The organism is Campylobacter sp. W0014, assembly GCF_020135975.1.
Classification (GTDB): domain Bacteria; phylum Campylobacterota; class Campylobacteria; order Campylobacterales; family Campylobacteraceae; genus Campylobacter_D.
The window spans coordinates 1-22,231 of record NZ_JACHTR010000019.1 but is presented as its reverse complement, the minus strand read 5'-3'; the positions used below and the strand labels follow the sequence as shown (position 1 = coordinate 22,231).

The 22,231-nt window shown below is 28.1% G+C and carries 24 protein-coding genes and 1 pseudogene; 15 read left to right on the top strand and 10 right to left on the bottom strand.

Annotated features, from left to right (window positions below):
• Positions 1–70: 70 nt before the first annotated feature.
• Positions 71–964: a LysR family transcriptional regulator gene (locus H2277_RS06690; protein ID WP_337201577.1), complete on the bottom strand. Its 894-nt coding sequence runs from the start codon at positions 962–964 to the stop codon at positions 71–73.
• Positions 965–1,118: 154 nt separating this feature from the next.
• Between H2277_RS06690 and H2277_RS06685 the strand changes: the two genes are divergently transcribed.
• A complete protein-coding gene (locus tag H2277_RS06685; RefSeq protein ID WP_337201565.1) occupies positions 1,119–2,207 on the top strand; it encodes a YeiH family protein in 1,089 nt (362 codons plus the stop codon).
• A gap of 89 nt (positions 2,208–2,296) precedes the next feature.
• Positions 2,297–2,869, top strand: a complete 573-nt coding sequence (locus H2277_RS06680) for a hypothetical protein (RefSeq protein WP_337201564.1) — start codon at positions 2,297–2,299, stop codon at positions 2,867–2,869.
• A gap of 3 nt (positions 2,870–2,872) precedes the next feature.
• Here H2277_RS06680 and rsmG read toward each other — a convergent pair whose 3' ends face one another.
• Together rsmG and ribA are read right to left on the bottom strand one after the other, a co-directional pair.
• The gene (gene rsmG / locus H2277_RS06675; RefSeq protein ID WP_407928565.1) at positions 2,873–3,457 is read right to left on the bottom strand and encodes a 16S rRNA (guanine(527)-N(7))-methyltransferase RsmG; all 585 of its coding nucleotides are present in this window, start codon (positions 3,455–3,457) and stop codon (positions 2,873–2,875) included.
• Between the two features lie 2 nt (positions 3,458–3,459).
• Positions 3,460–4,020, bottom strand: coding sequence for a GTP cyclohydrolase II (gene ribA, locus H2277_RS06670; protein ID WP_337201562.1), 561 nt, complete (start codon positions 4,018–4,020; stop codon positions 3,460–3,462).
• Between the two features lie 66 nt (positions 4,021–4,086).
• Here ribA and hemB point away from each other — a divergent pair, with 66 nt between their 5' ends.
• The 5 genes from hemB to H2277_RS06645 all read left to right on the top strand — a co-directional run bounded on the left by hemB (position 4,087) and on the right by H2277_RS06645 (position 8,971).
• Positions 4,087–5,076: a porphobilinogen synthase gene (hemB, locus tag H2277_RS06665; RefSeq protein ID WP_337201561.1), complete on the top strand. Its 990-nt coding sequence runs from the start codon at positions 4,087–4,089 to the stop codon at positions 5,074–5,076.
• Positions 5,077–5,150: 74 nt separating this feature from the next.
• On the top strand, positions 5,151–5,642 hold the full coding sequence (locus H2277_RS06660; protein ID WP_337201560.1) for a DUF2603 domain-containing protein: 492 nt from the start codon (positions 5,151–5,153) through the stop codon (positions 5,640–5,642).
• The gene (gene hemN, locus H2277_RS06655; RefSeq protein ID WP_337201559.1) at positions 5,629–6,984 is read left to right on the top strand and encodes an oxygen-independent coproporphyrinogen III oxidase; all 1,356 of its coding nucleotides are present in this window, start codon (positions 5,629–5,631) and stop codon (positions 6,982–6,984) included. The genes H2277_RS06660 and hemN overlap by 14 nt, the downstream gene beginning before the upstream one ends.
• A complete protein-coding gene (locus H2277_RS06650) occupies positions 6,981–8,246 on the top strand; it encodes a (Fe-S)-binding protein (RefSeq protein WP_337201558.1) in 1,266 nt (421 codons plus the stop codon). Before hemN ends, H2277_RS06650 begins: the two co-directional genes overlap by 4 nt.
• Entirely contained in the window at positions 8,243–8,971 is a 729-nt protein-coding gene (locus H2277_RS06645; protein ID WP_337201576.1) for a DUF5416 family protein, read from the top strand. The genes H2277_RS06650 and H2277_RS06645 overlap by 4 nt, the downstream gene beginning before the upstream one ends.
• Here H2277_RS06645 and H2277_RS06640 read toward each other — a convergent pair.
• Positions 8,968–9,177, bottom strand: a complete 210-nt coding sequence (locus H2277_RS06640; protein WP_337201557.1) for a hypothetical protein — start codon at positions 9,175–9,177, stop codon at positions 8,968–8,970. The two genes, H2277_RS06645 and H2277_RS06640, sit on opposite strands and share 4 nt — an antisense overlap.
• Positions 9,178–9,420: 243 nt before the next feature.
• On the opposite strand from H2277_RS06640, the gene pepT reads away from it, so the two are divergent.
• From pepT to H2277_RS06625, 3 genes are read left to right on the top strand one after another with little or no spacing between them, the layout of a single operon-like run.
• Positions 9,421–10,650, top strand: a complete 1,230-nt coding sequence (gene pepT / locus H2277_RS06635) for a peptidase T (RefSeq protein WP_337201556.1) — start codon at positions 9,421–9,423, stop codon at positions 10,648–10,650.
• Positions 10,651–10,659: 9 nt separating this feature from the next.
• Complete coding sequence (locus tag H2277_RS06630; RefSeq protein ID WP_337201555.1) at positions 10,660–11,886, top strand: MFS transporter; 1,227 nt, start codon at positions 10,660–10,662, stop codon at positions 11,884–11,886.
• 1 nt (position 11,887) lies between these two features.
• On the top strand, positions 11,888–13,039 hold the full coding sequence (locus H2277_RS06625; RefSeq protein WP_337201554.1) for a M20 aminoacylase family protein: 1,152 nt from the start codon (positions 11,888–11,890) through the stop codon (positions 13,037–13,039).
• On the opposite strand, the gene H2277_RS06620 is transcribed toward H2277_RS06625, so the two are convergent.
• Together H2277_RS06620 and H2277_RS06615 are read right to left on the bottom strand one after the other, a co-directional pair.
• On the bottom strand, positions 13,032–13,778 hold the full coding sequence (locus tag H2277_RS06620) for a peroxide stress protein YaaA (RefSeq protein ID WP_337201553.1): 747 nt from the start codon (positions 13,776–13,778) through the stop codon (positions 13,032–13,034). The genes H2277_RS06625 and H2277_RS06620 overlap by 8 nt on opposite strands.
• 42 nt (positions 13,779–13,820) lie before the next feature.
• Positions 13,821–14,891, bottom strand: a complete 1,071-nt coding sequence (locus H2277_RS06615; RefSeq protein WP_337201552.1) for a JlpA family lipoprotein adhesin — start codon at positions 14,889–14,891, stop codon at positions 13,821–13,823.
• 140 nt (positions 14,892–15,031) lie between these two features.
• On the opposite strand from H2277_RS06615, the gene H2277_RS06610 reads away from it, so the two are divergent.
• Positions 15,032–15,868, top strand: a complete 837-nt coding sequence (locus tag H2277_RS06610) for a cysteine ABC transporter substrate-binding protein (protein WP_337201551.1) — start codon at positions 15,032–15,034, stop codon at positions 15,866–15,868.
• 26 nt (positions 15,869–15,894) lie between these two features.
• The gene (locus H2277_RS06605; protein WP_337201550.1) at positions 15,895–17,124 is read left to right on the top strand and encodes an MFS transporter; all 1,230 of its coding nucleotides are present in this window, start codon (positions 15,895–15,897) and stop codon (positions 17,122–17,124) included.
• Here H2277_RS06605 and H2277_RS06600 read toward each other — a convergent pair.
• Positions 17,117–18,385, bottom strand: coding sequence for a M20/M25/M40 family metallo-hydrolase (locus H2277_RS06600; protein WP_337201549.1), 1,269 nt, complete (start codon positions 18,383–18,385; stop codon positions 17,117–17,119). The two genes, H2277_RS06605 and H2277_RS06600, sit on opposite strands and share 8 nt — an antisense overlap.
• Positions 18,386–18,442: 57 nt before the next feature.
• Here H2277_RS06600 and H2277_RS06595 point away from each other — a divergent pair, with 57 nt between their 5' ends.
• Positions 18,443–18,970 (top strand): thermonuclease family protein, encoded by a 528-nt coding sequence (locus tag H2277_RS06595; RefSeq protein WP_337201548.1) that lies wholly within the window; start codon positions 18,443–18,445, stop codon positions 18,968–18,970.
• An 8-nt stretch (positions 18,971–18,978) separates the two neighbouring features.
• Positions 18,979–19,152, top strand: a complete 174-nt coding sequence (locus H2277_RS06590; protein ID WP_337201547.1) for a hypothetical protein — start codon at positions 18,979–18,981, stop codon at positions 19,150–19,152.
• On the opposite strand, the gene H2277_RS06585 is transcribed toward H2277_RS06590, so the two are convergent.
• The 3 genes from H2277_RS06585 to H2277_RS06575 form a co-directional block, all read right to left on the bottom strand.
• The gene (locus H2277_RS06585) at positions 19,153–19,731 is read right to left on the bottom strand and encodes a hypothetical protein (protein WP_337201546.1); all 579 of its coding nucleotides are present in this window, start codon (positions 19,729–19,731) and stop codon (positions 19,153–19,155) included.
• Positions 19,732–19,802: 71 nt separating this feature from the next.
• Positions 19,803–20,675, bottom strand: a complete 873-nt coding sequence (gene cmoB, locus H2277_RS06580) for a tRNA 5-methoxyuridine(34)/uridine 5-oxyacetic acid(34) synthase CmoB (RefSeq protein WP_407928564.1) — start codon at positions 20,673–20,675, stop codon at positions 19,803–19,805.
• 421 nt (positions 20,676–21,096) lie between these two features.
• Positions 21,097–21,714, bottom strand: a complete 618-nt coding sequence (locus H2277_RS06575) for a S24 family peptidase (protein WP_337201545.1) — start codon at positions 21,712–21,714, stop codon at positions 21,097–21,099.
• A 149-nt stretch (positions 21,715–21,863) separates the two neighbouring features.
• Here H2277_RS06575 and H2277_RS06570 point away from each other — a divergent pair.
• A pseudogene (locus H2277_RS06570) lies at positions 21,864–22,059 on the top strand (hypothetical protein).
• Positions 22,060–22,231: the final 172 nt, after the last annotated feature.

The following is a 22,231-nucleotide window of genomic DNA, read 5'->3' as shown; positions in this document are numbered from 1 at the left end:
ATTTTTCCTTAAAACTTTTAATTATAACCTTTCATTCTATCATAGGAATGCTTAACTTTTTTATAATCTTTTACTTGATTTTATAATTTTTAAGAAAAAACTCAAATTTTTCTAAAGCTCGATTAAAATTATAATTTTTTCTTTTTAAAGTGTAAAATTTACGCTCAAAATTAACATTCTTGATTTTTACCTCATATAAAATTTTATTTTCTAGTTCTCTCTCTATGCTTTTTTTGGAAAAAACAGAAATCGCTTTTTTTTGTAAAACGATTTCTTTAATAGCAGTCATTCTATCAATCTCTAAAAATATTTTTAATTTTTTAGCAACAGATTTAATTTCATTTAAAAATTTATCCCTAAGTCCAGAACCCATTTCTCTTAAGATCCATTTTTCATCTAATAATTCATCAATAAAAAATTCTTTTTTACTTAATTTTTTATTACTACTTGCGACAATGAGTTCATCTTTTTTCCAAAGTTGCATATCTAAGTCTTCATACTCTAATAAAGTTGGATTTAATTCTGTTTCAATTAAAGCAAATTCTATCTGACCACTCTTTAATAAATTGAGACATTCTTTCGAATTTTCTGTTTGAAAATGAATTTTAATTTGCGGAAAGGTTGATTTAAAATCAAATAAAATTGGAGCAAGAAAATGTTCTACGATACTTTGCGTGGCTGCAATTTTTATATCTCCTAAAAGTATATTCTCATTATGCAAATCTTTCAAGCTTTTGCGATATTCTTGTACGAGTTTTATCCAAATTTTTCCTAAAAATAAAGCTTTAGGAGTAGGTAATAACTTTTTTCCCAATCTTTCAAATAAAACTCCTCCTAAGCTATATTCAATATTTTTAATTATAATAGAAACACTAGATTGTGTTATGCCAAAATTATTGGCTGTATGGGTCGGACTTTTTGTATTTAAAAGATCTAAAAAAATTTCCATATCTTTAATTTTCATTGTCATTAATTTAAAGTACCTTGCTTATTTTTCATTAAAATATTTTATCATAAAAATTAAAATAATATATTTTTATTATATTACAAAAATAATTATAATTCCAAAATAAAAATATTAAACAAATAATATTTTATATTTTTAGAAAGGAAAAACAATGAATATAAGACATATTAAAAATATGGTTAAATCTAACATTAAAGGATTGATTTTTACTGCATGTATTGTGATATGCTCTATGTATCTTTCAAATATTCAAAGCATTAAGGATGCTACACATCTTGCAGCTACAGCATTTGCTATAATTATTGGAGTTTTACTTTCTCCATGGTTTTTTAAATACCAACATACTTTTCAAGCTGGAGTGCATTTTAGCGCCAAAAAACTTTTAAGATTGGGTATAGTTTTATATGGTTTTAATATTACTTTAACTGAGCTTTTAAGTGTAGGTTTTAATGGATTTATTCTTTCAGCTATTGTTGTATCTTCTATTTTCATTACTTCTATGATTGTTGGAACACAAATATTTAGACTCGATAAAGAAACCTCTATGCTTGTGGGTGCTGGTAGTGCTATTTGTGGTGCAGCAGCTGTATTAGCCTTAGAATCAAGTTTAAAAAGTGATCCTTTTAAGGGTATTTTGGCTGTAGGAACAGTGGTTATTTTTGGGCTTATTTTTATGTTTTTATGCCCATTTGGTTTTGCTTTTGATCTCATTCCTGGTTTTGATCAAAATGCTATGGGTGTTTATATGGGAGCAATTTTGCATGAAGTGGCTAATGTTGCTGGAGCTGCAGATATGGCAAAAGATATGGCAAATTTCGATCAAAAAGCTGCAAATATTGCAATTATCATTAAAATGATGAGGGTTATTTTGCTTGTGCCATTTTTGCTTATAGTAACTTATTTTGTTGCTAAAAATCAGCATCCAACTCATGGAAAAACTGCTAAAACTCTTACTATACCTTATTTTGCTTTTGCTTTTTTAGGAATGATAGTCTTTAACACTTTTTTAGCAAGCAGAGAAACCTTTTTAGGTATTGATACTCATGCTATTGTAAGTATCGGGAAAAATCTTTGTACTATTTGTATTGTATTTGCTATGGCAGCTTTAGGCTTACAGATAGATTTTAAAAAGTTTTTAAAGAGCGGTGCGAGAGTTTTTGGCTTGGCTTTATTTTTAGGAATAGCCTTATTAATAGGAGGATATTTTTTAACTTTATTGTTTAAAGGAATTCTTTGGTAGTAAAATATTTTTAAAGGAAAATATTTTTCATTTAAAAATATGTATTATAATTTAAAGTCATTTTAAAAATTCATAAAAAAGGAAACAAAATGAAAAAGATTTTGATCAGTGCAGCGGTTTCTTTATTGCTTGCTTCAAATTTGAGCGCATTCTCTTTTAAGCAAGATACTTTAAAAGTTGATTTTGAGGGTTATAAAACTAAAGATATGATTGGAGTGAGCGGAGAATTTAAAGATGTAAAGTATAAATTCTCCAAAAAAGCTAAAGATTTAATAGGCTACTTAAAAGGCGCAAAAGCTGTTATCAAACCAAGCAGTGCTTTTATGGGTGAAGGGAATGATGTCATCACTCACAATATTACCAAGGTATTTTTCCCAAAATTTTTAGATAAATCAGATATTAAAGTAATGTTTCAAGATGTGATCGCAGGAGATAACAAAGGTCTCATTTCTGCAAAAGTTACCATGAATAAAAAAAGTGTAATAGTGCCTTTAAGTTACACTATAGATAATGATAAATTTGTTGCTAAAGGACAACTTGATTTGCACGCATTTAAAAACAGCTCTGAAGCTTTAAAAGCTTTAAGTGATGCAGCTCCTGGACATGGGGGAATTTCTTGGCCTTTAGTTGACCTTACTTTTAGTGCAGATATAGTAAAATAATTTTTAAGTAGCTTTTTGGCTACTTAAAATGCAGTATTTTCTAAAACCATCTTCAAAAATTTGATAATTTTTATTTTCTAAACCCTCTAATTCCTTATAAATTTCACTGCCTTTCCATAAGATGAAAGTCGTTTTTTCAGAGCTTAAATTTTTACAAATTTGCATCAAAGGCTTTATGTCCATCAAGGCTCTAGAGGTGATAATATCAGCTTTAATATTATTTTTATTTTCCTGTGCTTTTTCTTTGCAAATATTTAGATTAGACAATTCACATTCTATTTTTATTGTTCTTAAAAAAGCAGCTTTTTTAGGATTTGGTTCAAAAAGATAGAAATTGCTTTTAAGTAAAAAAGCTAAAAAAATAGCAGGAAATCCAGCTCCACTGCCTATATCCACTATATTTTTTGCCTTTGTAAAATCAAAAAAACGAAGAATTCTTATGCTATCTATAATATTTTCTTCGATATTTTTAATTTGAGTGAGATTGTGAATTTTATTAAATTTCATCAAATTTTCTTGATAAATTTTTACCTTTTCTTCAAAATCTTTTTGATTGAAATTGTCTAAAATAGGGTATAAAAAATCCAAATTCAAAGCAAATGCCCCATTTGTGATTGCTTGATGTCTAAATAATTTTTATTAAAGCGGTTCGGATTTATAAGCACTGGGATTCGCACTAAAATTTTATCTTTTAAGCTTTCTAATTTTTCTGGATTATTTGTAAGTAAGTTTATCTTAGAAATTTTATAATGTTTGAGTATGAAATCTACTATTTCATAAGTTCTTTCATCGGCTTTAAAGCCAAGTTGATGATTAGCTTCTATAGTATTTAAGCCTTTATCTTGCAGAGCATAAGCATTGACTTTATTGAAAAGTCCTATACCTCTGCCTTCTTGCCTAAGATATATAATCATACCTCCATTTTGTTCAATATATTTTAAAGAAAATTCTAATTGTTCCCCACAATCACATTTTAAACTTCCTAAGGCATCTCCCGTTAAACATTCTGAATGAATTCTAAGATTTAATATATCTTTTGGTTTGTCTTTAAAAATGCATAGATGTTCTTTATCGTTTTCTTTAAAACTTTGTATTTTAAAATTCCCCCATTTGCTAGGTAAATTTGCTATTTCTGAAATTTTTATAGTCATTGCTCACTTTCATGAATAAATTTATGTTAAAATTTTATGACAATTCTAACATAAAAAGGACAAAAAATGTTTAAGCGCTTTAGAAGACTTAGAATAAATGAAAATTTAAGATCAATGGTAAGAGAAAATTTTTTAAATATTAATGATTTAATATATCCTCTTTTTGTTGTTAATGGCGAGGGTGTAAAAAAAGAAATTTCATCCATGCCAGATGTTTTTCAAATGAGTTTGGATGAAATTTTAAAAGAGTGCAAAATTATTGTCGATCTTGGCATAAAAGCGATTATACTTTTTGGAGTTCTTGAAAATGATAAGAAAGATAGTTGTGGAAGTGACGCGCTTGATGATGAGGGACTTATTGCGCGAAGCATAAGGGAAATTAAAAAAGAATTCCCTAATCTTTTTGTTATCAGCGATCTTTGTTTTTGCGAATATACAGATCACGGACATTGTGGTATTGTTAGTGCAAAAACTAAAAGTGTAGACAATGACGCAACCTTAAAAATTTCAGCCAAACAAGCATTAGTTCATGCTAGAGCAGGGGTTGATATGATAGCGCCAAGTGGAATGATGGATGGTATTATCGAAACCTTGCGTCAAGCACTCGATCAGGAGGGTTTTGAAAATTTACCTATAATGGCGTATTCTACTAAATTTGCTTCAAGCTATTATGGACCATTTCGCGATGTAGCAGAATCAGCTCCTAGTTATGGTGATAGAAAAAGCTATCAAATGGATTTTGCTAATGCTAAAGAAGCTTTGGGGGAAAGTTTAGAAGATGAAAAACAAGGAGCTGATATTTTAATGGTTAAACCCGCTCTTGCTTATCTTGATGTGGTAAAAGAAATCTCACTTCATTCAAATTTGCCTTTATGTGTTTATAATGTTAGCGGTGAGTATGCCATGTTAAAGGCTGCGGAAAAAGCAGGTGTGATTGATTATGAAAAACTATTGTATGAGACAATGATAGCGTTTAAAAGAGCGGGCGCAAAACTCATTATTACTTATCATGCTAAAGAATTGGCTATAATGTTAAAAAATAAGGTAAAATTATAATTAATATGATTTTTATAAAATTGAAAAATATAAAATTTTGAACTTTACAAGCTAAAATAAAAGGAGTTTTTTAAATGAAAGAACTTGAAAAATACAGCACTTGCTTAAAACGTATTGATGAATTTAGTCAAAATTTGGGTATGAAAAAAGAAGATAGAGCTATTTTTGAAATGAGACAATCAAGTAAAGAAAATGAAGCTTGTTTGGTACTTAAAAATGGTAATTTTGATTCTCCTGAGCCTTGGTTTATAGTGGATGAAAATGATGAAATCCATACTATGATTTCTTTGAGTAGTTTGAAAAATATTTTAGAAAGCTTGAAACAAACTCAAAAGGAAAATTTTGAATTAAAATTAGAAAAGGCAATTTATCAGCAAATTCCTATAGATTTTAATGATGCGTGGGTGGTTGCTATGGATGAAATTAAAAAGCGTGTCAAAGAAGGCTTAATGGAATTTAACATAGATTTAGAAAAGCTTGTTGTGGATATAAAAAAAGAGCATCCTAATTTATTTATGGATATGGAAGCCATGGTTGAAAGGGTAAAAAACAATGAGAAATTATAAAGCTTTTGTAAAATATTCTAAAGCAGGGCCTCGTTACACATCTTATCCTACAGCTGTAGAATTTAATACTGATTTTAAATATGAAGAGTATTTAGAAATTTTAAAACAACAAAATAGATCTTTATCACTTTATTTTCATTTGCCCTTTTGCAGAAGTGCTTGTTATTTTTGCGGATGCAATGTGATTTATACCGCAAAAGAAGAAAGCAAGGAAAAATATTTAAATTATATCCTAAAAGAACTTGATATTTTAAGTTCTTTAATCAATACAAAAAAAGAAGTAGTACAAATGCATTTTGGTGGAGGGACTCCTACTTTTTTTAGTGCTCAACAACTTGAAAAACTTATTTTAAAAATTAAATCTGTATTTGAAAATTTTGCTTTAGATGCTGAAGTTAGTTGTGAGATTGATCCTCGTTTTTTAAATGAAGAACAAGCTGATATTTTAACTAAATATGGTTTTAACCGTATTAGTTTTGGAGTACAAGATTTTGATGAGAGGGTGCAAAAAGAAATTCATAGAATTCAACCCTTTGATTTGACTAAAAATGTTTTAAAATTAGTAAGAGATAGAGGCATAAAATCTGTTAATATGGATTTAATTTATGGTTTGCCTTATCAAACTTTAGAAAGTTTTACTCAAACTTTAGAAAAAATCTTGATTTTAAATCCAGATCGTTTGGCAATTTTTAATTATGCTCATGTGCCTTGGCTTAAGAAAAATATGAGAAAATTTGATGAAAACACTTTGCCAAGTCCAGATATAAAACTTCAAATTTTAGAATTTTGTGAAAAATTTTTAAGTCAAAATGGCTATAAAATGATAGGAATGGATCATTTTGCTAAAGAAAATGACGAGCTTTTTAAAGCTTTAGAAAATGGTACTTTGCATAGAAATTTTCAAGGCTATACTACCAAAGGTGGTGCGGATTTGATCGGTATAGGGCTTACAAGTATTGGTGAAGGAAAAAGTCATTATGCACAAAATTTTAAAGATATGTCAAGCTATGAAAGGGCTATTGATGAAGGAAGATTGCCTTTTGAAAGAGGTGTGAAATTGAATTTTGACGATGAGCTTAGAAAATATGTGATCATGAATTTAATGGCTAATTTTAAGCTTGATATTAAAAAAGTCGAAGAAGAATTTAAGATAAATTTTAAAGAGTATTTTAAAGAAGATTTGAAAGCTTTAAAAGAATATGAAGATTTTTTAAATATAAGCGAAAACGATATTAAAGTTAATGAAACAGGTGTTTTATTGATACGCAATATCGCTATGTGCTTTGATGCTTATATGAAAAATATCAGCGAAGAAAAGAAAGTTTTTTCTAAAACAGTATGAATTATGTTTCAGATCTTTGCGTAAAATGTGGTAAATGCATACCTAATTGTACTATTTATGATATCAATTATGATGAGGTTACAAGCCCTAGAGGTTTTTTGGATCTCATAGTATCATACAAGGAAGGAAAATTAGAATCTAGTAAAGAACTTGAAAGTGTTTTTGAGTCTTGTTTTTTATGTAATCATTGTGTGGAGATTTGTCCTAGTAAATTAAGCGTGGATAGTGCTATAGAAAAAATGCGTTCTGAACTAGTAAAAGAACTCGGTATGCCTTGGTATAAAAAAATTATACTTTCGTGCTTGAAAAATCGAAAATGGCTTGATATATTAGCAAAATTGGGCTATATATTTCAAAGCTGTGCCTTTCATATTCAAAATAAAGATTTTGAAAAAAATTTAGGCATGAGGGCTAAATTTTCAATGCCTTTTATAAAAAAAGGTCGATTTTTATCAAGTTTTAATAAAAAAAGTTTTTTAAATTTAAATCCTGATTTTATAGATAATGGTGGAAGTAAAACCATAGGTTTGTATGTGGGTTGTTTGACGAATTATTGTTATACAAAAACAGGTTTTTCTACATTAAAAATTTTAAAAGAATTAAAAATCAATGTTGATTTGATGAAAAAACAAGCTTGTTGCGGAGTAGCGCATTTTTTTTCTGGAGATTTTAAAAGTGTTGAAATTTTAGCTAAAAAAAATATAGAATATTTTGAGGAAAAATTGGAAAAACTTGATGCGATAATCATACCTGAAGCCACTTGTTCTGCTATGCTAAAAATCGATTACGAACGTTTTTTTATGATGCAAGATGAACAAGAATGGGCTAATCGTGCTAAAAAGATTTCTTCTAAAATTTATATAGCAAGTCAATATTTATATCAATTTACCTCTTTAAAAGAACTCTTGAAGAATAAAAAGCAAAAAAAATACAGCATTACCTATCACGATCCTTGTCATGCAAGAAGAATGCAAGGGGTTTTTAAAGAACCAAGAGAATTATTAAAAGCCAATTATGCCTATATAGAAATGCAAGATTCCGATACTTGTTGTGGCTTTGGTGGAATAAGCATGCAAACAAAGCATTATGATAAAACTTTAAGCGTGGGTAAAAAAAAGGTAGAAATGATCAATCAAACCATGGCTCATTTTGTCAGTGCTGAATGTTCAGCTTGTAGGATGCAAATTTCTAATAATTTAGAGCAAAAATCAAGTAAAGTAGTTTTTGCACATCCATTGGAGCTTATTGCTGAGGTTTTATAATGAAAATCGTTTTTATGGGAAAAAGTAGCGAATATGAGATTGAGAAATCTAGTTTTTGCAATGAAGCATTTGTGATTAAGGATAAAATTGCCAATAGAGATGGGGTGGATTTTATTACTAAAAATATTAGTGTTTTAGAATTTAGCGATGAAAGCTTTTCATTTGATGAGATTATAAAGCATTTAGAAGTGAATGTCGGCGAAGATGTTATTATAGTGGAAAATTTCTTTGAAAAAGAAGAAAACAAAGATGAGATCAAAAATGAGTCCAAAGAAAATGCAATTGAAAAATCAAGTCAAAAATTTAAAATTATAAAATCATTTTCTAGAATTTTTGAGAATGCCAATTTTATCATTAAAAGTGAAAATGACATTCAAAGCGATATTATAGAGATCTCAAAAGAAGATAAGCTTGAAATTTTTAAAAATATAGAATTTGAAGAAATGGAAGTTAGTTTTGTTAAGCTTGAGATTATGGATTATGATAGCTCTTATGATAGTTTAAATTTTGATCTTGAGGCTTTTCCAAGCGGCGCAAGCTATAAATATGGAATTTCTCAAAATACTATGTATGTTATTTTACAAGGAAAAATGTCAAGCGTTTCTTTGTTTCGTTTTTTAAAGAGTTTTATTTATAAAAATAAAAACGAAAAAAGTAGCCATAAAACTTTTTCCCTGACTTTTAATCATAATATGATTTATAGATTAAGCGTTTCTTTTGTTTAATTATTAGCAATATTTTCTATATTTGAGCGGTTTTTTTCAATTAAAGTTCTATTTTTCTTTGTAATTTCTTTAAGTTCTGCAATGTCTTCTTTTACATTTTGAATATTTTGATTTAAGAGTTTGATTTTTCCTTCGTAACGCATAATAATAATAAAAATTGCAAATAAAAATACAATAATTAAAAATACAAATAATAAATGCTGCATCTTTACTCCTTTTTTTGTGTGTAATACTATAACATTTTTCTTAAAAAAAAATGATTTTTTATAAAAAATAAACAATTTTATTTAAAATTAAGAATCGGCTATTATATAATTATTTTAATCAAAGATTAAGGATTCTTGGTGAATTTACTTTTTGAAAATATTTTCCTACCTCTTTCTTCAACAAAAGATCTTATTAAAAGATTAAAATTTATTGTTTTTAACATTTCTACATAAGGATAAAACATGGATTATAGAAAACTTCAAATTGATAATTTTTTTAATTATCTTGCTATACCTTCTCAAAGCAATGCAAAGGTTCAAAATTCGCCTAGTTCTAAAGGACAATACGATTTAGCACTTTTATTAAAAAAAGAACTTGAAAATTTAGGGCTTAGTGATATTTTATTGCAAGATAATGCTATATTGACTGCAAAACTTAAAGGAAATTCAAATAAAAAAAGCGTGGGCTTTTGTGCTCATTTAGATACAGTAGATGTGGGTCTTAGCGATGTGATAAAGCCTCAAATTTTAAAATTTGAGGGTGAGGCTTTATGTTTAAATAAAGAAAAAAATATCATGTGTGATCCTAAAGACCATCCTGAACTTTTAAAATATATGAATGAAGAGATTATCTTTTCAGATGGAACAAGTGTTTTAGGGGCTGATAATAAAGCAGCTATTTCAACCATCATGACTTTGCTTCATTATTTGGTTCATGAAAAATGTGAGCACGGGGATATTTATGTAAGTTTTGTTCCCGATGAAGAAATAGGACTTAGAGGTTCTAAAATGCTTGATCTTGAGTATTTTAAACCTGATTTTGCTTTTACGATTGATTGCTGTGAGCTTGGAGAATTGGTATTTGAAACCTTTAATGCAGGATCAGCTTTTATAGAAATACAAGGAGTGAGTGCGCATCCTATGAGCGCCAAAGGAGTGCTTTTAAATCCAACTTTAATAGGCATAGATATCGCTAATTGTTTTGATAGATTGCAAACTCCAGAAAATACAGAAGATGATGAAGGTTATATTTGGGTACAAGAATTTCATTCTGATCAAATTAAAGCAAGTTTGTATTTAAATATTAGAGATCACAATAAACAAAAATATGAAGAAAAAAAACAATACATTAAAGAAGTGGTTGAATTTATGCAAAAACGATATAAAAGATCGGTTATATCCTTAAAAATAGAAGATGTGTATTCTAACCTCAAAGATAGTATGAATGATGATAACAAAATAGGCTTAGAAATTTTATATCAAGCTTTTGATGAATGCAATATCAAGCCAAAGACTTTTCCTATGAGAGGAGGAACTGATGGAAGTGCTTTGGCCTTAAAAGGCTTATTTGCGCCAAATTTTTTTACCGGAGCACATAATTTTCATTCTGCATTTGAGTTTTTGCCTTTAAAATCTTTTTATCAAAGTTTTGAGGTGGCAAAAAGTATTGTTAAAATTGCATCAACAAAATAAGGAGTATTTGTGCAAAATTCATTTTTATTTAATATGCAGCGTATAGGAGTTGCTTTTATTATATTTAGTGTTTATGCTGTTTTTAGTGCTTCTTGGGCTTCTACAGGGTCTTTAATGCCTCTAATAAAAGCAGATTTGGGGCTAGATAATCAAAAAGCTACTTTGATTACAAGTATTGTTGTTGTTGCAAAAATTTTCGGCGCTTCTTTTACGGCTTTTTTAATTTACAAATTTGGACTTAAAAAAGGATATTTTTTAGGCTGTCTTTTGATGAGTTCAAGTGTATTTTTAACTTTTATAGAAAGCTATCTTGGAATTTTAATCGTACGTTTTTTAATGGGGCTTGGTTCAGCTTGTGCGTTAGTGTGTTTAGTGCCTATTACTCAACAATGGTTTGAAAAGAAAAGTTTGCATTTTATGATCAGTATCAATACAAACTCAAATATAGTAGGGTATATTATAGGAATTCTTTTTGCAGAAAGCATTTCAAATTATTTTGGAAATTGGCGTTATTCTTTGTCTTTTTATGCGTGGATAAATTTGGTACTCATTATTCTTTGGATCTTTATGGGAAAAGATCAAAAGGTGGATGAAAAACAAGAAAAAATAGACAATAAAAAAGAGTTTTTATCAGCTATTAAATCACGTTTAACTTGGGGTATGATTGTTTTTTATATGGGGCCGATTTTATTTTTAAATTCTATTTTTACATTTTTACCTACATTTTACGTAGAATATGCAGATTTTACTAAAGAATTAGCCGAAATCGCAAAAAAAGAAATTCCTGTTTTGGCTAATGCAGCTATCATTTTTGGGCCTTTTATAGGAATTTATTTTAAAAGAAAGGGTTATTCTTTTAAAAAGATGCTTTTGGTTGGAAGTTTGTGTATGCTTGCAAGTGGAATTTGTATGCTTTTCTTAAAAAAATGGATCATGGTAGAAATTTTTGCTGTTTTATCAGGTTTATTTTTCTCTTTATGGTGGCCTTTTTTCTTTAATCTTCCCTCTGAGTTAAAAGACGCAAATCCACAACGTAGTGCTTATATTATGAGTACTTTTTGGACGATAACTTTTATTATTTTATCTTTAAATCTTGAAATTGTATCATTTAGTGTTGATAAAACAAAAAGTTTTACTTTAGGTTTTGCTTATATGTTTATTTTGATTTTGGTTTCAGCTATTGTATCACTGTTTGTTTTGCCTAAAAAAGATCATTTTATGGAAGGAGAAAAATAAAATGAAACTCATACCAGAAATTGTAGATTTAAAAGATGAATTTGTAAAAATTTGTCATCAAATTCATGAAAATCCAGAGCTAGGCTTTGATGAAATTCAAACCGCAAAATTAGTGGCTGAAAAATTAAAAGAATTTGTCTATGAAGTTTATGAAGGTATTGGAAAAACAGGTGTTGTTGGAGTTCTTAAAAAAGGAAATAGCGCTAAAAAAATTGGACTTCGTGCGGATATGGATGCTTTACCTATGCAAGAATGTACCCAAGTAGATTATAAAAGCAAAAAAGAAAATATAATGCACGCTTGCGGACACGATGGGCATACAAGTTCTTTATTGCTTGCTGCAAAATATTTAGTAAATCAAGATTTCAACGGAACTTTAAATCTTTATTTTCAACCTGCCGAAGAGGGCTTAGGCGGTGCAAATGAAATGATAAAAGATGGATTGTTTGAAAAATTTGATAGCGATTTTATCTTTGGATGGCATAATATGCCTTTTGGATCATCTAAGAAATTTTATTTAAAAAAAGGTGCCATGATGGCTTCTTCTGATAGTTATACTTTAGAAGTTATTGGCAAAGGAGGACATGGAAGTGCTCCTGAAAAAACCAAAGATCCTATTTATGTGGCTTCTTTACTTGTAATGGCTTTGCAAAGTATAGTATCTAGAAATGTTGCTCCGCAAAATTCTGCCGTTGTGAGCATCGGTGCTTTTAATTCAGGCCATGCTTTTAATATCATCCCAGATAATGCTATTTTAAAAGTTAGTATTAGATCGCTTGATAATGAAACTAGAAAATTAACTGAAGAAAAACTTCGTAAAATCTGTCAAGGAATAGCGGATGCAAATGATGTAGAAATTAAAATTTCAAAAGAAGTTATAGCCCCTATAACTATCAATAACGATAAAGCGGTGGAATTTGCATCAGAAGTTGCTAAAGAAATTTTTGGTGAAGAAAATTGCGAATTTAATCATCAGCCTTTAATGGGAAGTGAAGATTTTGGATTTTTTTGTGAAATGAGAAAATGTGCTTATGCTTTTTTAGAGAATGAAAATGATATATACTTACACAATTCTCATTATATCTTTAATGATGAGCTTTTGCCTATGGCGGCAAGCTATTATGCGAGTTTAGTTTTAAAATATCTTAAATAGAATCTAATATTTCAAGTGTAATTTCTTCTTTTAAACCTTTGATTTGAATTTCTTTGAGTTTAAGGTTTGAAGGGAGATTATCTAATATTTCTTGATTGTTTTTAGCTTTTATATTTGCACACAAAGCAAGTAAAATTCCCCTATAAGCTTTTGCAAAATGACTCACTACTTTACCATTTTTTATAAATTTATAAGTAAAAAAATTCTTTTTAGGAATATAAAATTTATCATAAAATCCTGCTCTTAAATCAAGAATTTCTTCATTTTGCAAATACCCATCTAAAGCATCACTAAAATGCTCTTTATAAAATTTTTCTATATTGAAATTTCCAAGCTTTGCACCTTGTTTAAATTTATAAAAAGGAAGAGTGTCGCTAGCCTTTACAACCCCAAAAAGATTAGAAAATATAAGGGTATTTTCTAAAATATAATTTTGACTCTCAAGGGTCAAAGAACTGAAATTTAAATACTCATAACTTACACCATTGTAAAGTGTTATAGCACTTTGAGTAGGAGCTTTTCTTAAATCGTGTTTGAATTTATTTATCTCATTTTCATTTTTTATACCAAAAAGCTCTTTCAAATCCTCTAAGCTAGAATGTTGAATATATTCTTCATACTTGCTTAGAGCTTGCATTCTAAAGGTGAATAATTCTTTAAAAATACAAGAATTTTCATTGATTGGATTTTGTGTGCAATTTTGATTTTTGCTTTCGCTTGGAGAGAATAAAATTTTCATCATGATCCTTTTGGATCATTAAAATGGAGATTTTTCTCCATTTTAATATAGTGGCACATAAGAATCACCAAGAATAGAAACAACTTCAGTGAAATCTTCACCATTAATGGTTAATTTTTCTATAGCTTTTTCTTTTTCTTTGGAATATGTGCTTAAAGGAATATCTTTAAAAAATACTTCTATATTGAGTTTATAGGTTGGATTTTGAGTAATTTTTTCAAGTGCTTTTAGAGCTTTATCTATAACTAAAGTTTGTTTTTCATCTTTACTGTTTTCTTTGGCTATTTTAAGCATGGAATTAGCCATTTCAATATAATCTTTAAAAATCTCTTTAGTATCTAAAGAAAACGTGAGTTTTGTATCGTGAATGGTAATATTTTCTAATATTTGAGAGAGTGTAGAATCTGGATCGATTTTATTTGTATTATTTTCATCGACATTTTTAATCGAAATTGAATCTATATCATATTTAAAGCCATAAGAATCTAACACATCTAATAATTTAAGCTTATAATCTATATTAGCGCTAAGATTTAGATTGAGTTGATCATTGCTTTGGATATTTATGTTAGAAAGATAATTATTATTTTCATCATTCTTTTTGGTGTTTAAATTTTTAAATGATATTGTAAAAGGATTGGAGATTAATTCTTTAAGATAATCATTGATTTTTTGATTTCTATTTAAATTTATTTTATCCAATTCACTAATTGCTTCATCGCTGAGTTTTAGGTTTTTAAAAATAATTTCATCTTGCAATTTTTCATTTTTAGAAAATAAAAAATTTAATAATTCTCGAAAGGAAATTAGGCCCTTTTTATCTCCTGTATAAATTCCATTAAATTTATACTCTACATTTTCAATTCCAAATATTTTTTTATGATTTTCAGGATTAAAAACTTCTAAATTGGGACTCATACACTTTATAAAACTACCATCGTTTTGGCATTTAAAATCATTGAATTTAAAAAATTCTTTGCTTGAATTTTGTTCTTCTTTAATCTGTGTATTGAGAGCATTTTCGTATTTTTTTACAATGGATTGATCTAGTGAATTATTACTACACGCTACAAAGAAAACTAAACTGACGCCAAGTGCGAGATTTTTTTTCATATTTCTCCCTTTTTTATTTTACGAAGACAAAATTATAACAAGAAACTTTTAGATTTTATACAAAAATAGAATAAAAAATAAAAATTTTTAAGTATAATACCTTTCTTAAAATTTTAAAAATGATTTAAAGAAAGGACAAAATGAAGAATTTATTTTTAGGTATTTTTGCAGCCATATTCGCTATATTTTTAAGTGCTTGTGGAGAAAATTCAAAACAGGTTAATTCTCTTGAAAAAATTAAACAAAATGGAGTTGTAAGAATAGGTGTTTTTGGTGATAAACCTCCTTTTGGCTATGTGGATGAAAAAGGCAAAAATCAAGGTTATGATGTTTATTTAGCTAAGCGTATAGCAAAAGAACTTTTAGGAGATGAGAATAAAGTCCAATTTGTACTTGTTGAAGCTGCTAATAGGGTGGAATTTTTAAAATCAAATAAGGTTGATATTATTTTGGCTAATTTTACTCAAACTCCAGAAAGAGCAGAGCAGGTGGATTTTTGTTTGCCTTATATGAAAGTGGCTTTAGGGGTTGTTACTCCAAAGGATAGCACTATTCATAATATAGAGGATTTAAAAGATAAAACTTTGCTTATAAACAAAGGGACAACAGCGGATGCGTATTTTACAAAAAATTATCCTGATATAAAGACTTTAAAATATGATCAAAATACTGAAACTTTTGCAGCTTTAATGGATAAAAGAGGAGATGCTTTAAGTCATGATAATACTTTGCTTTTTGCTTGGGTAAAAGATCATCCTCAATTTAAAATGGCGATTAAAGAGTTAGGAAATAAAGATGTTATAGCTCCTGCGGTTAAAAAAGGCGATAAAGAGCTTAAGCAATTTATTGATAATTTAATCATTAAGCTAGGTAAAGAGCGTTTTTTTCATAAAGCCTACGATGAAACATTAAAGCAGCATTTTGGAGATGATGTTCAAGCTGATGATGTGGTTATTGAAGGCGGTAAGATACAATAAAGGTTTTTCCTTTATTGTGAAAAAATATGCAAAAAAAATATAAAAATATTACTTATGCGTTAATGGGTGGAGTATTAGAATTTTACGATTTTGTCCTTTTTGTATTTTTTTTAGATATTTTTTCTAAGATTTTTTTTCCACAAAATAATTTTTTTTGGACTCAAATAAATACTTATATATCTTTTGGAATAGCTTATCTGGTTCGTCCATTTGGAGCCATAATAATGGCGCATTTTGGGGATAGATATGGTCGCAAAAATATCTTTTATTTATCTGTATTTTTGATGGTTATTCCTAGTCTTTTTTTAGCTTTTTTACCTACTTATGAAATAATAGGGTTATATTCTACTTTTGCTTTATTTTTAATTCGTATTTTGCAAGGTTTGGCTATAGGGGCTGAGGTAAGTGGAGCTTGGGTTTATATCAGCGAATTTGCAAAGGGAAATAAAATTCCTATTGCACTTGGCTTTGCTTCTGCTGCCTTAACTTTAGGGTTATTGTTGGGAAATTTTACAATTTTGATTTTAGATAGTTATTTTTCTAAAGATCAAGTAGAGCAATATGCATGGAGACTTCCCTTTGTTTTGGCTGGAATATTTGGAATTTTTATTTTGTTTTTAAGAAAAAAAATAAATGAAACTCCAGAATTTTTAAAATTGAAGCTTCAAAATCAGCTTTTAAAATTTCCGCTAAAGCAAGCTTTAAAAACACATAAAATGAGTATGTTTATTTGTTTTTTAATGACTGTGGTTTTAACAAGCGGCATTGCAACTTTAATGATTTTGCCAAAATATTTTTCATCGATATTTAATTTTACTTCATCTCAAAGTTTATGGATGCAAAATTTTGGAATTTTGGTTGTCATTTTTGGAACTATAGTCCAAGGATTTTTAGCTAGTAAATGGGGGAGTTATAAAATTTGTTCCTTTTTTAGTATCATATTAATGATTTTTGGAATCTTTTTTAGTTTTTATAATCAGCAATTTTTATGGTATTTTTTGATTGTTTGCTTTTCGCAAGGCATTATTACTTTTGCACCTGTTTTTATGACTCAAATTTTTAAAAATGAAATCAGATTAAGCGGCTTAAGTTTTTCTTATAATATTTCTTATGCTTTATTGGCTTTTTTTACACCTTTTGTGATTGATTTTTTATATGAAAAATATTTAGGATTTTATTTTATTTTTGTGGGAATGTGCTCCTTATTTTGTGTGTTTTTGTTAAAAAAACACACAAGGAGTTTTAAAATTAATTAAGATTTTGCAAAACTTCAAAAACAACTTTAGAAATTTTTTCTACAGAGGCTATTTCACAACGCTCGTCTGTAGAATGAGGATTATAAATATTTGGACCTATAGAGGCACACAGTAATTTTTGTTTTTTCTCTATAATGCCGCATTCGAGTCCTGCATGAATGGCTGAAATTTTAGCCTCGGGAGATACTTTTTTTAAAGCTTTGAAAACTAAGTCGCTGAGTGCGTTTGGCTTGCCTTCCCAAGGTGGGTAAAAGTTGAAACTTTTACTTTGATAACCAAAAGCTTTGAAAAATTGTAAAGTTTCAAATTCAATTTGTTCTAAACCATCTAGAGTATTAGATCTTGCAAAAAGTGCAAATTCTATTTGATTGTTTTGCATTTTTAAGGTTGCAAGATTGATGCTGGTTTGAACTATACCCAGATTTTCATCATAAGCTCTTACTCCATGGGAAAAGCTATTGATGGTATCTAAAAGCTTATCACTTTGATCGCAAATTTCAAATTCTTTTTCGCCTTTAAATTCACATCTTATCCATTCATTGCTTTTAACTTCGTTTTCAAAGCATACTAAAGCTTTGGCATGTTTTGGTATAGAATTAACCCTTTCTCCGCCTTCAAAAAATATGATTTTCCCGTGATTTTGTTTTATAAATTTAGCCATTTCTTTAACGGAGCTTTTTTCATTGTTTATGATATTAATTCCTGAATGACCACCTTTAAAATTTTGTGCTTGTAGTTCATAAATCTTGCCCTTGCTTTTTATATTGTTATAAGACAAAGTTGCTTCTATATCAACACCACCAGCACAACCTATCATGATTTCATTATCACTTTCATGATCTAAATTTAAAAGCATATTTGATTTTATAGTATGCTCTAAAGAATTTACTCCCATGAGACCAACTTCTTCATTGTTGGTAAAAAGGCATTCTAAATTTTCAAACTGATTCATTGCACTCATCATAATCGCTATGCCTATGCCATTATCTGCGCCTAAACTTGAATTTTTAGCTTTTAAATATCCATTTTCTTCATAAACATCCACTTTAGGTGCATCTCCCATGCATACCATATCATAATGACTTTGCAAACAAAGTTTAGGATTGCCTTTGATAGCGTGGATATTTCCAGCTTCATCTACATTAACTATAAAATTTTTATCTTTAGAATAATTGACTAAAAATTCTTTCATTTGTTCTGTTTCATAACTACAATGTGGAATTTTACATAAATCTTTAAAATTATCTATAACTTTTTGCATTTTATCTCCTTTTCTTTGTTAAAATTATGGCATATTTTTTAAAAAATAAGGATAAAGTTGAGAATAAATTATAATAAAATCTTAAATTTAAGAAGCGTTTTGAGTGACCCTAAAAAACTCTTAGCGATTTTGATTTTTTCGCTTGCAATTATATTTATTCAAAATTATATGGCAAAAATGCCAAGCTTTAGAGCTAAGGTCGTTAGGGTTATTGATGGTGATACTATAGAAATTTTAAATTCCAATAAAACAAACAAGGTGAGATTTTTTGGCATAGATGCACCTGAAATCAAGCAAAATTTTGGAAAAGAAGCTAAAAATAATTTGGATCAAATTTTAAAAAATAAAGAAGTGGAAATTTTTTATAAAAATAAAGATATTTATGGTAGAATTATTGCTGTTGTCAAGCTTAATAATATAGATATTAATTGTTGGTTGGTGAGTAAAGGCTATGCGTGGGCTGATACTTATTATACAAATGCATATATTAAAGAGCAAAAAAATGCACAAAAATATAAATTGGGACTTTGGCGGGAAAAAAATCCGATTGAGCCTTATAAATGGCGTAAGCAAAATAGGTTTTAAGTGTGGTTATGAAAAAATATATACTGATTATAGTGTCACTTTTGGGATTTTCTGGATGTTTTATTAATGAAAGAGGAATTTCAAATCGTTTTTATGATGATTGCAAGGAGTATTATGATGCAAGCGGAATATATCATAAAGATTGTCCTAATAACTGGATTGATATTAAAATGACTCCTTAATTATTTTCCCATTGAAGCTAAAATGGTTGCTGCCATTGCATCGGGATTAACATTAGATGTGTTTGAATTTTCTCCTTGTTGTATATCTTTGGTTGAATTAAGTGGCGGACGTTTTAAATTAAAAATATGTTCTTCTGTGGTTACAATTTGTATCGTGCCTTCAAATATTTTTATATCTTTTGTATATCCGACCACTTTAACATCTCTTTTCTTAGACGTTTCATCAAATAAAGCATGGGCTTCAAGTTCAAGAATATCACCTATTTTTAATGGAGCATAAAAAAAACATTTTGTGCCTATAACGACAGAAAATTCTTTGTTAATTGCAGCTTGCGCAACATAATTAGCAGCAGCAAATATAAAAGCATCAAAAATCAATCCATGTTCATCAACTACCATATCATTTGTTGTAATCAAAATAGATTTGGCAAAATTTTTATCAATTTCGATAATGGTGCCTGCTACTGAAGTATTGAGTTCTAAACAGGTTGTAAGTTCAGATCTTACTTTAGATAAATTTTCCTGTGAGGCATATTCTTCAAGTTGTACATAGTCTTCAAAATTGTCTTTTTTTGCCATTTGCTACCTTTTTTTGATAAATATTTTATCTATAAATTCAAAAATGAAAATCGGCAAAAAATAAAAATAATTTATATCTTTATTTTTACATAAATTCTTTTTGGAGCCTCATAACCTTCTACAGTAAGGTTTTTATCGTTTGGATCTAAAAAATTATTTAATGAGTAAGAGTCAATCCATTCTGTTTTTCTTTGCTCATTTTCATCGGTTTTTTTAGTGCCTAAAATTTGAAAATCTTTAAAACCCGCTCTTTCACACCAATTTTTTAAAGCGCTTATACTTGGAATAAAATAAATATTTGGAATTTTCGAATAAGTTTTATTTGGAACAAGTGCAATTTCTCTTTTATCTTCTATATACATAGTGTCCAAAAAAACCACTCCATTTTTATTGAGTCCCGATTTTAACTCTTTTAGCATTTTAATTGGATCGCTTCTATGATAAATTACTCCAAGGCAAAAAATCACATCAAATTTAAGTGGATAGTTTGGAAGATCTTCAACACCTAAAAGCTCATATTTTATTGAGGTTTTAGCTAGGGCATTGATAAGTTCAAATTGTAATCGATATTTTATAGAGGGATCAAAACCTACCAATAATGCTGGATCAAATTCAAGCATTTTAAACATATAATAACCATTATTACACCCAATATCTGCTACGGTTTTTCCTGAAATTTCACCCATAAAAGGTTTTAAAATATTAAATTTAATAAAACTTTGCCATTCAGTATCGATAAAAAGATCATCTATTTGGAAAGGACCCTTTCTCCATGGTTTTAGTTCTTTTGCAATTTCTAAAATTTCATCTTTTTGAGTATTGTTTGTATTTAAGATCACGCCATCTTTTAAATAAAGCTTATTTCCATAATTTAATTCTTTTAATCTTTGAATTTTGGAGTATAAAGGATGCTTTAATAATTGATCTTCTAAAATATTTTTCATTAGAACCTTTTTAGGGATATATTTTTTTTAATTACACAAAGTGAAATTATAACAAAAAGATATTTATAAAAATTCTTATATAAAGTCAAGAAATTTCAAAAATAAAGCAATCTTATACTTAAAATTGATTTAATATTTTTAATTTTATGATTGGTAAAATAAATATAACTTTTTATGCAACTTATTATATTCTTAAAAGCCAAGGACTATAAATGAAAATCATTTTAGTAATTTTAGCTTTAGTATTTTTAAACTCTTGCGCTTTAATAAAAAGCAAAGAAGAAAAAGAATTAGAAATTCTGTCGGCGGAAAAATAAAATTTCCATTTGGAAAAATAAAACTTCCATAAAAGTGGAAATTTTATTTTTCTATAAAGCTTAAACTTAAAATATAACTATTATATTTCTTTAACTTTGTTTTTCTATATAATAGAACGCAAAACCTTACCTTGTATGATCAATTCGATTTGTGAATCTTTTAAGTCTATACTATAGCTTTTATAATCCTTATTTACACTGATAATGTCTAAAATTTTACTTATTGGATCTAATTGTAAAAGTTTAACCATGAGCTGATTATCAAAGTTTAAAATATATAACCCATCTCCTTGATATTCATGCACTTCTTCAAATATAACCCAGCTATCAGGCAAAAGCATAGGAATCATAGAATAACCATCAACTTTAATAGCTTTTACATTTTTTGGAATTGTTTTAAAGAATGCTTTGCTAAGCTCAAGCATTTCTCCACTTTCATACTCTTCAAGTCCTATTAGTTCATTACCACCGCCAGCAGAAGCTGAAATATTGAGTTTTGGTATAGAATAAAAATTAGTTTCTTTTTGATTAGTATTTATTTGGTTAATACTTAAAGCATTATAAACTTTTTCTCTATCTTTATATGGAATATGCTTTCTTTGTAGCCAGCTTTTTAAAGTATTAAAATTAACTTGCAAAAGCTCCGCTAACTCTTCATCTTTTTCAAGGTTATGAATTTCAATGATTTTGTCAAAAATTTCTCTAATATTTTTATAATCCATAATAATACTTTTTGAATAATTTATTATCAAAAATGCATAATTTATATTGATAAATAATACATTTTGCATTATAATTTGAAAAATTATTTACAAATTGTATCTTAAAAAATATCAATTTGAAATAAAAATTACAAATTGAAGGAGATATTTTGTTAAAACAATACTTTGAAGATAATGGTATTAATCTTAAAAAATTTGCCCAAAAATCTTCATTATATGAGCTTATTTCGTGTAGTGAATGGACTTTATTCTGAAAAATATAAAGCAAAAGCTAATACTAAAGCCGTATTTGAAAAACTCTTAGAACTTGGCATTATTAATGAGCTTCCACAAGGTTTAAAATAAAATGTACTTCTTAGAAACTAAAGAAGCCGCACAAGTTTATAATGTAAGCGAGGGAGCTTTAAGACTTGCGGTAACTAGAAAATCAAATAAATATGAGTGGTTAAAAGTAGATAATGCCAATGGTGGCAGGGGTGGAAAAAAACTACTTTTTAAAATAGAACAGCTTTCAACC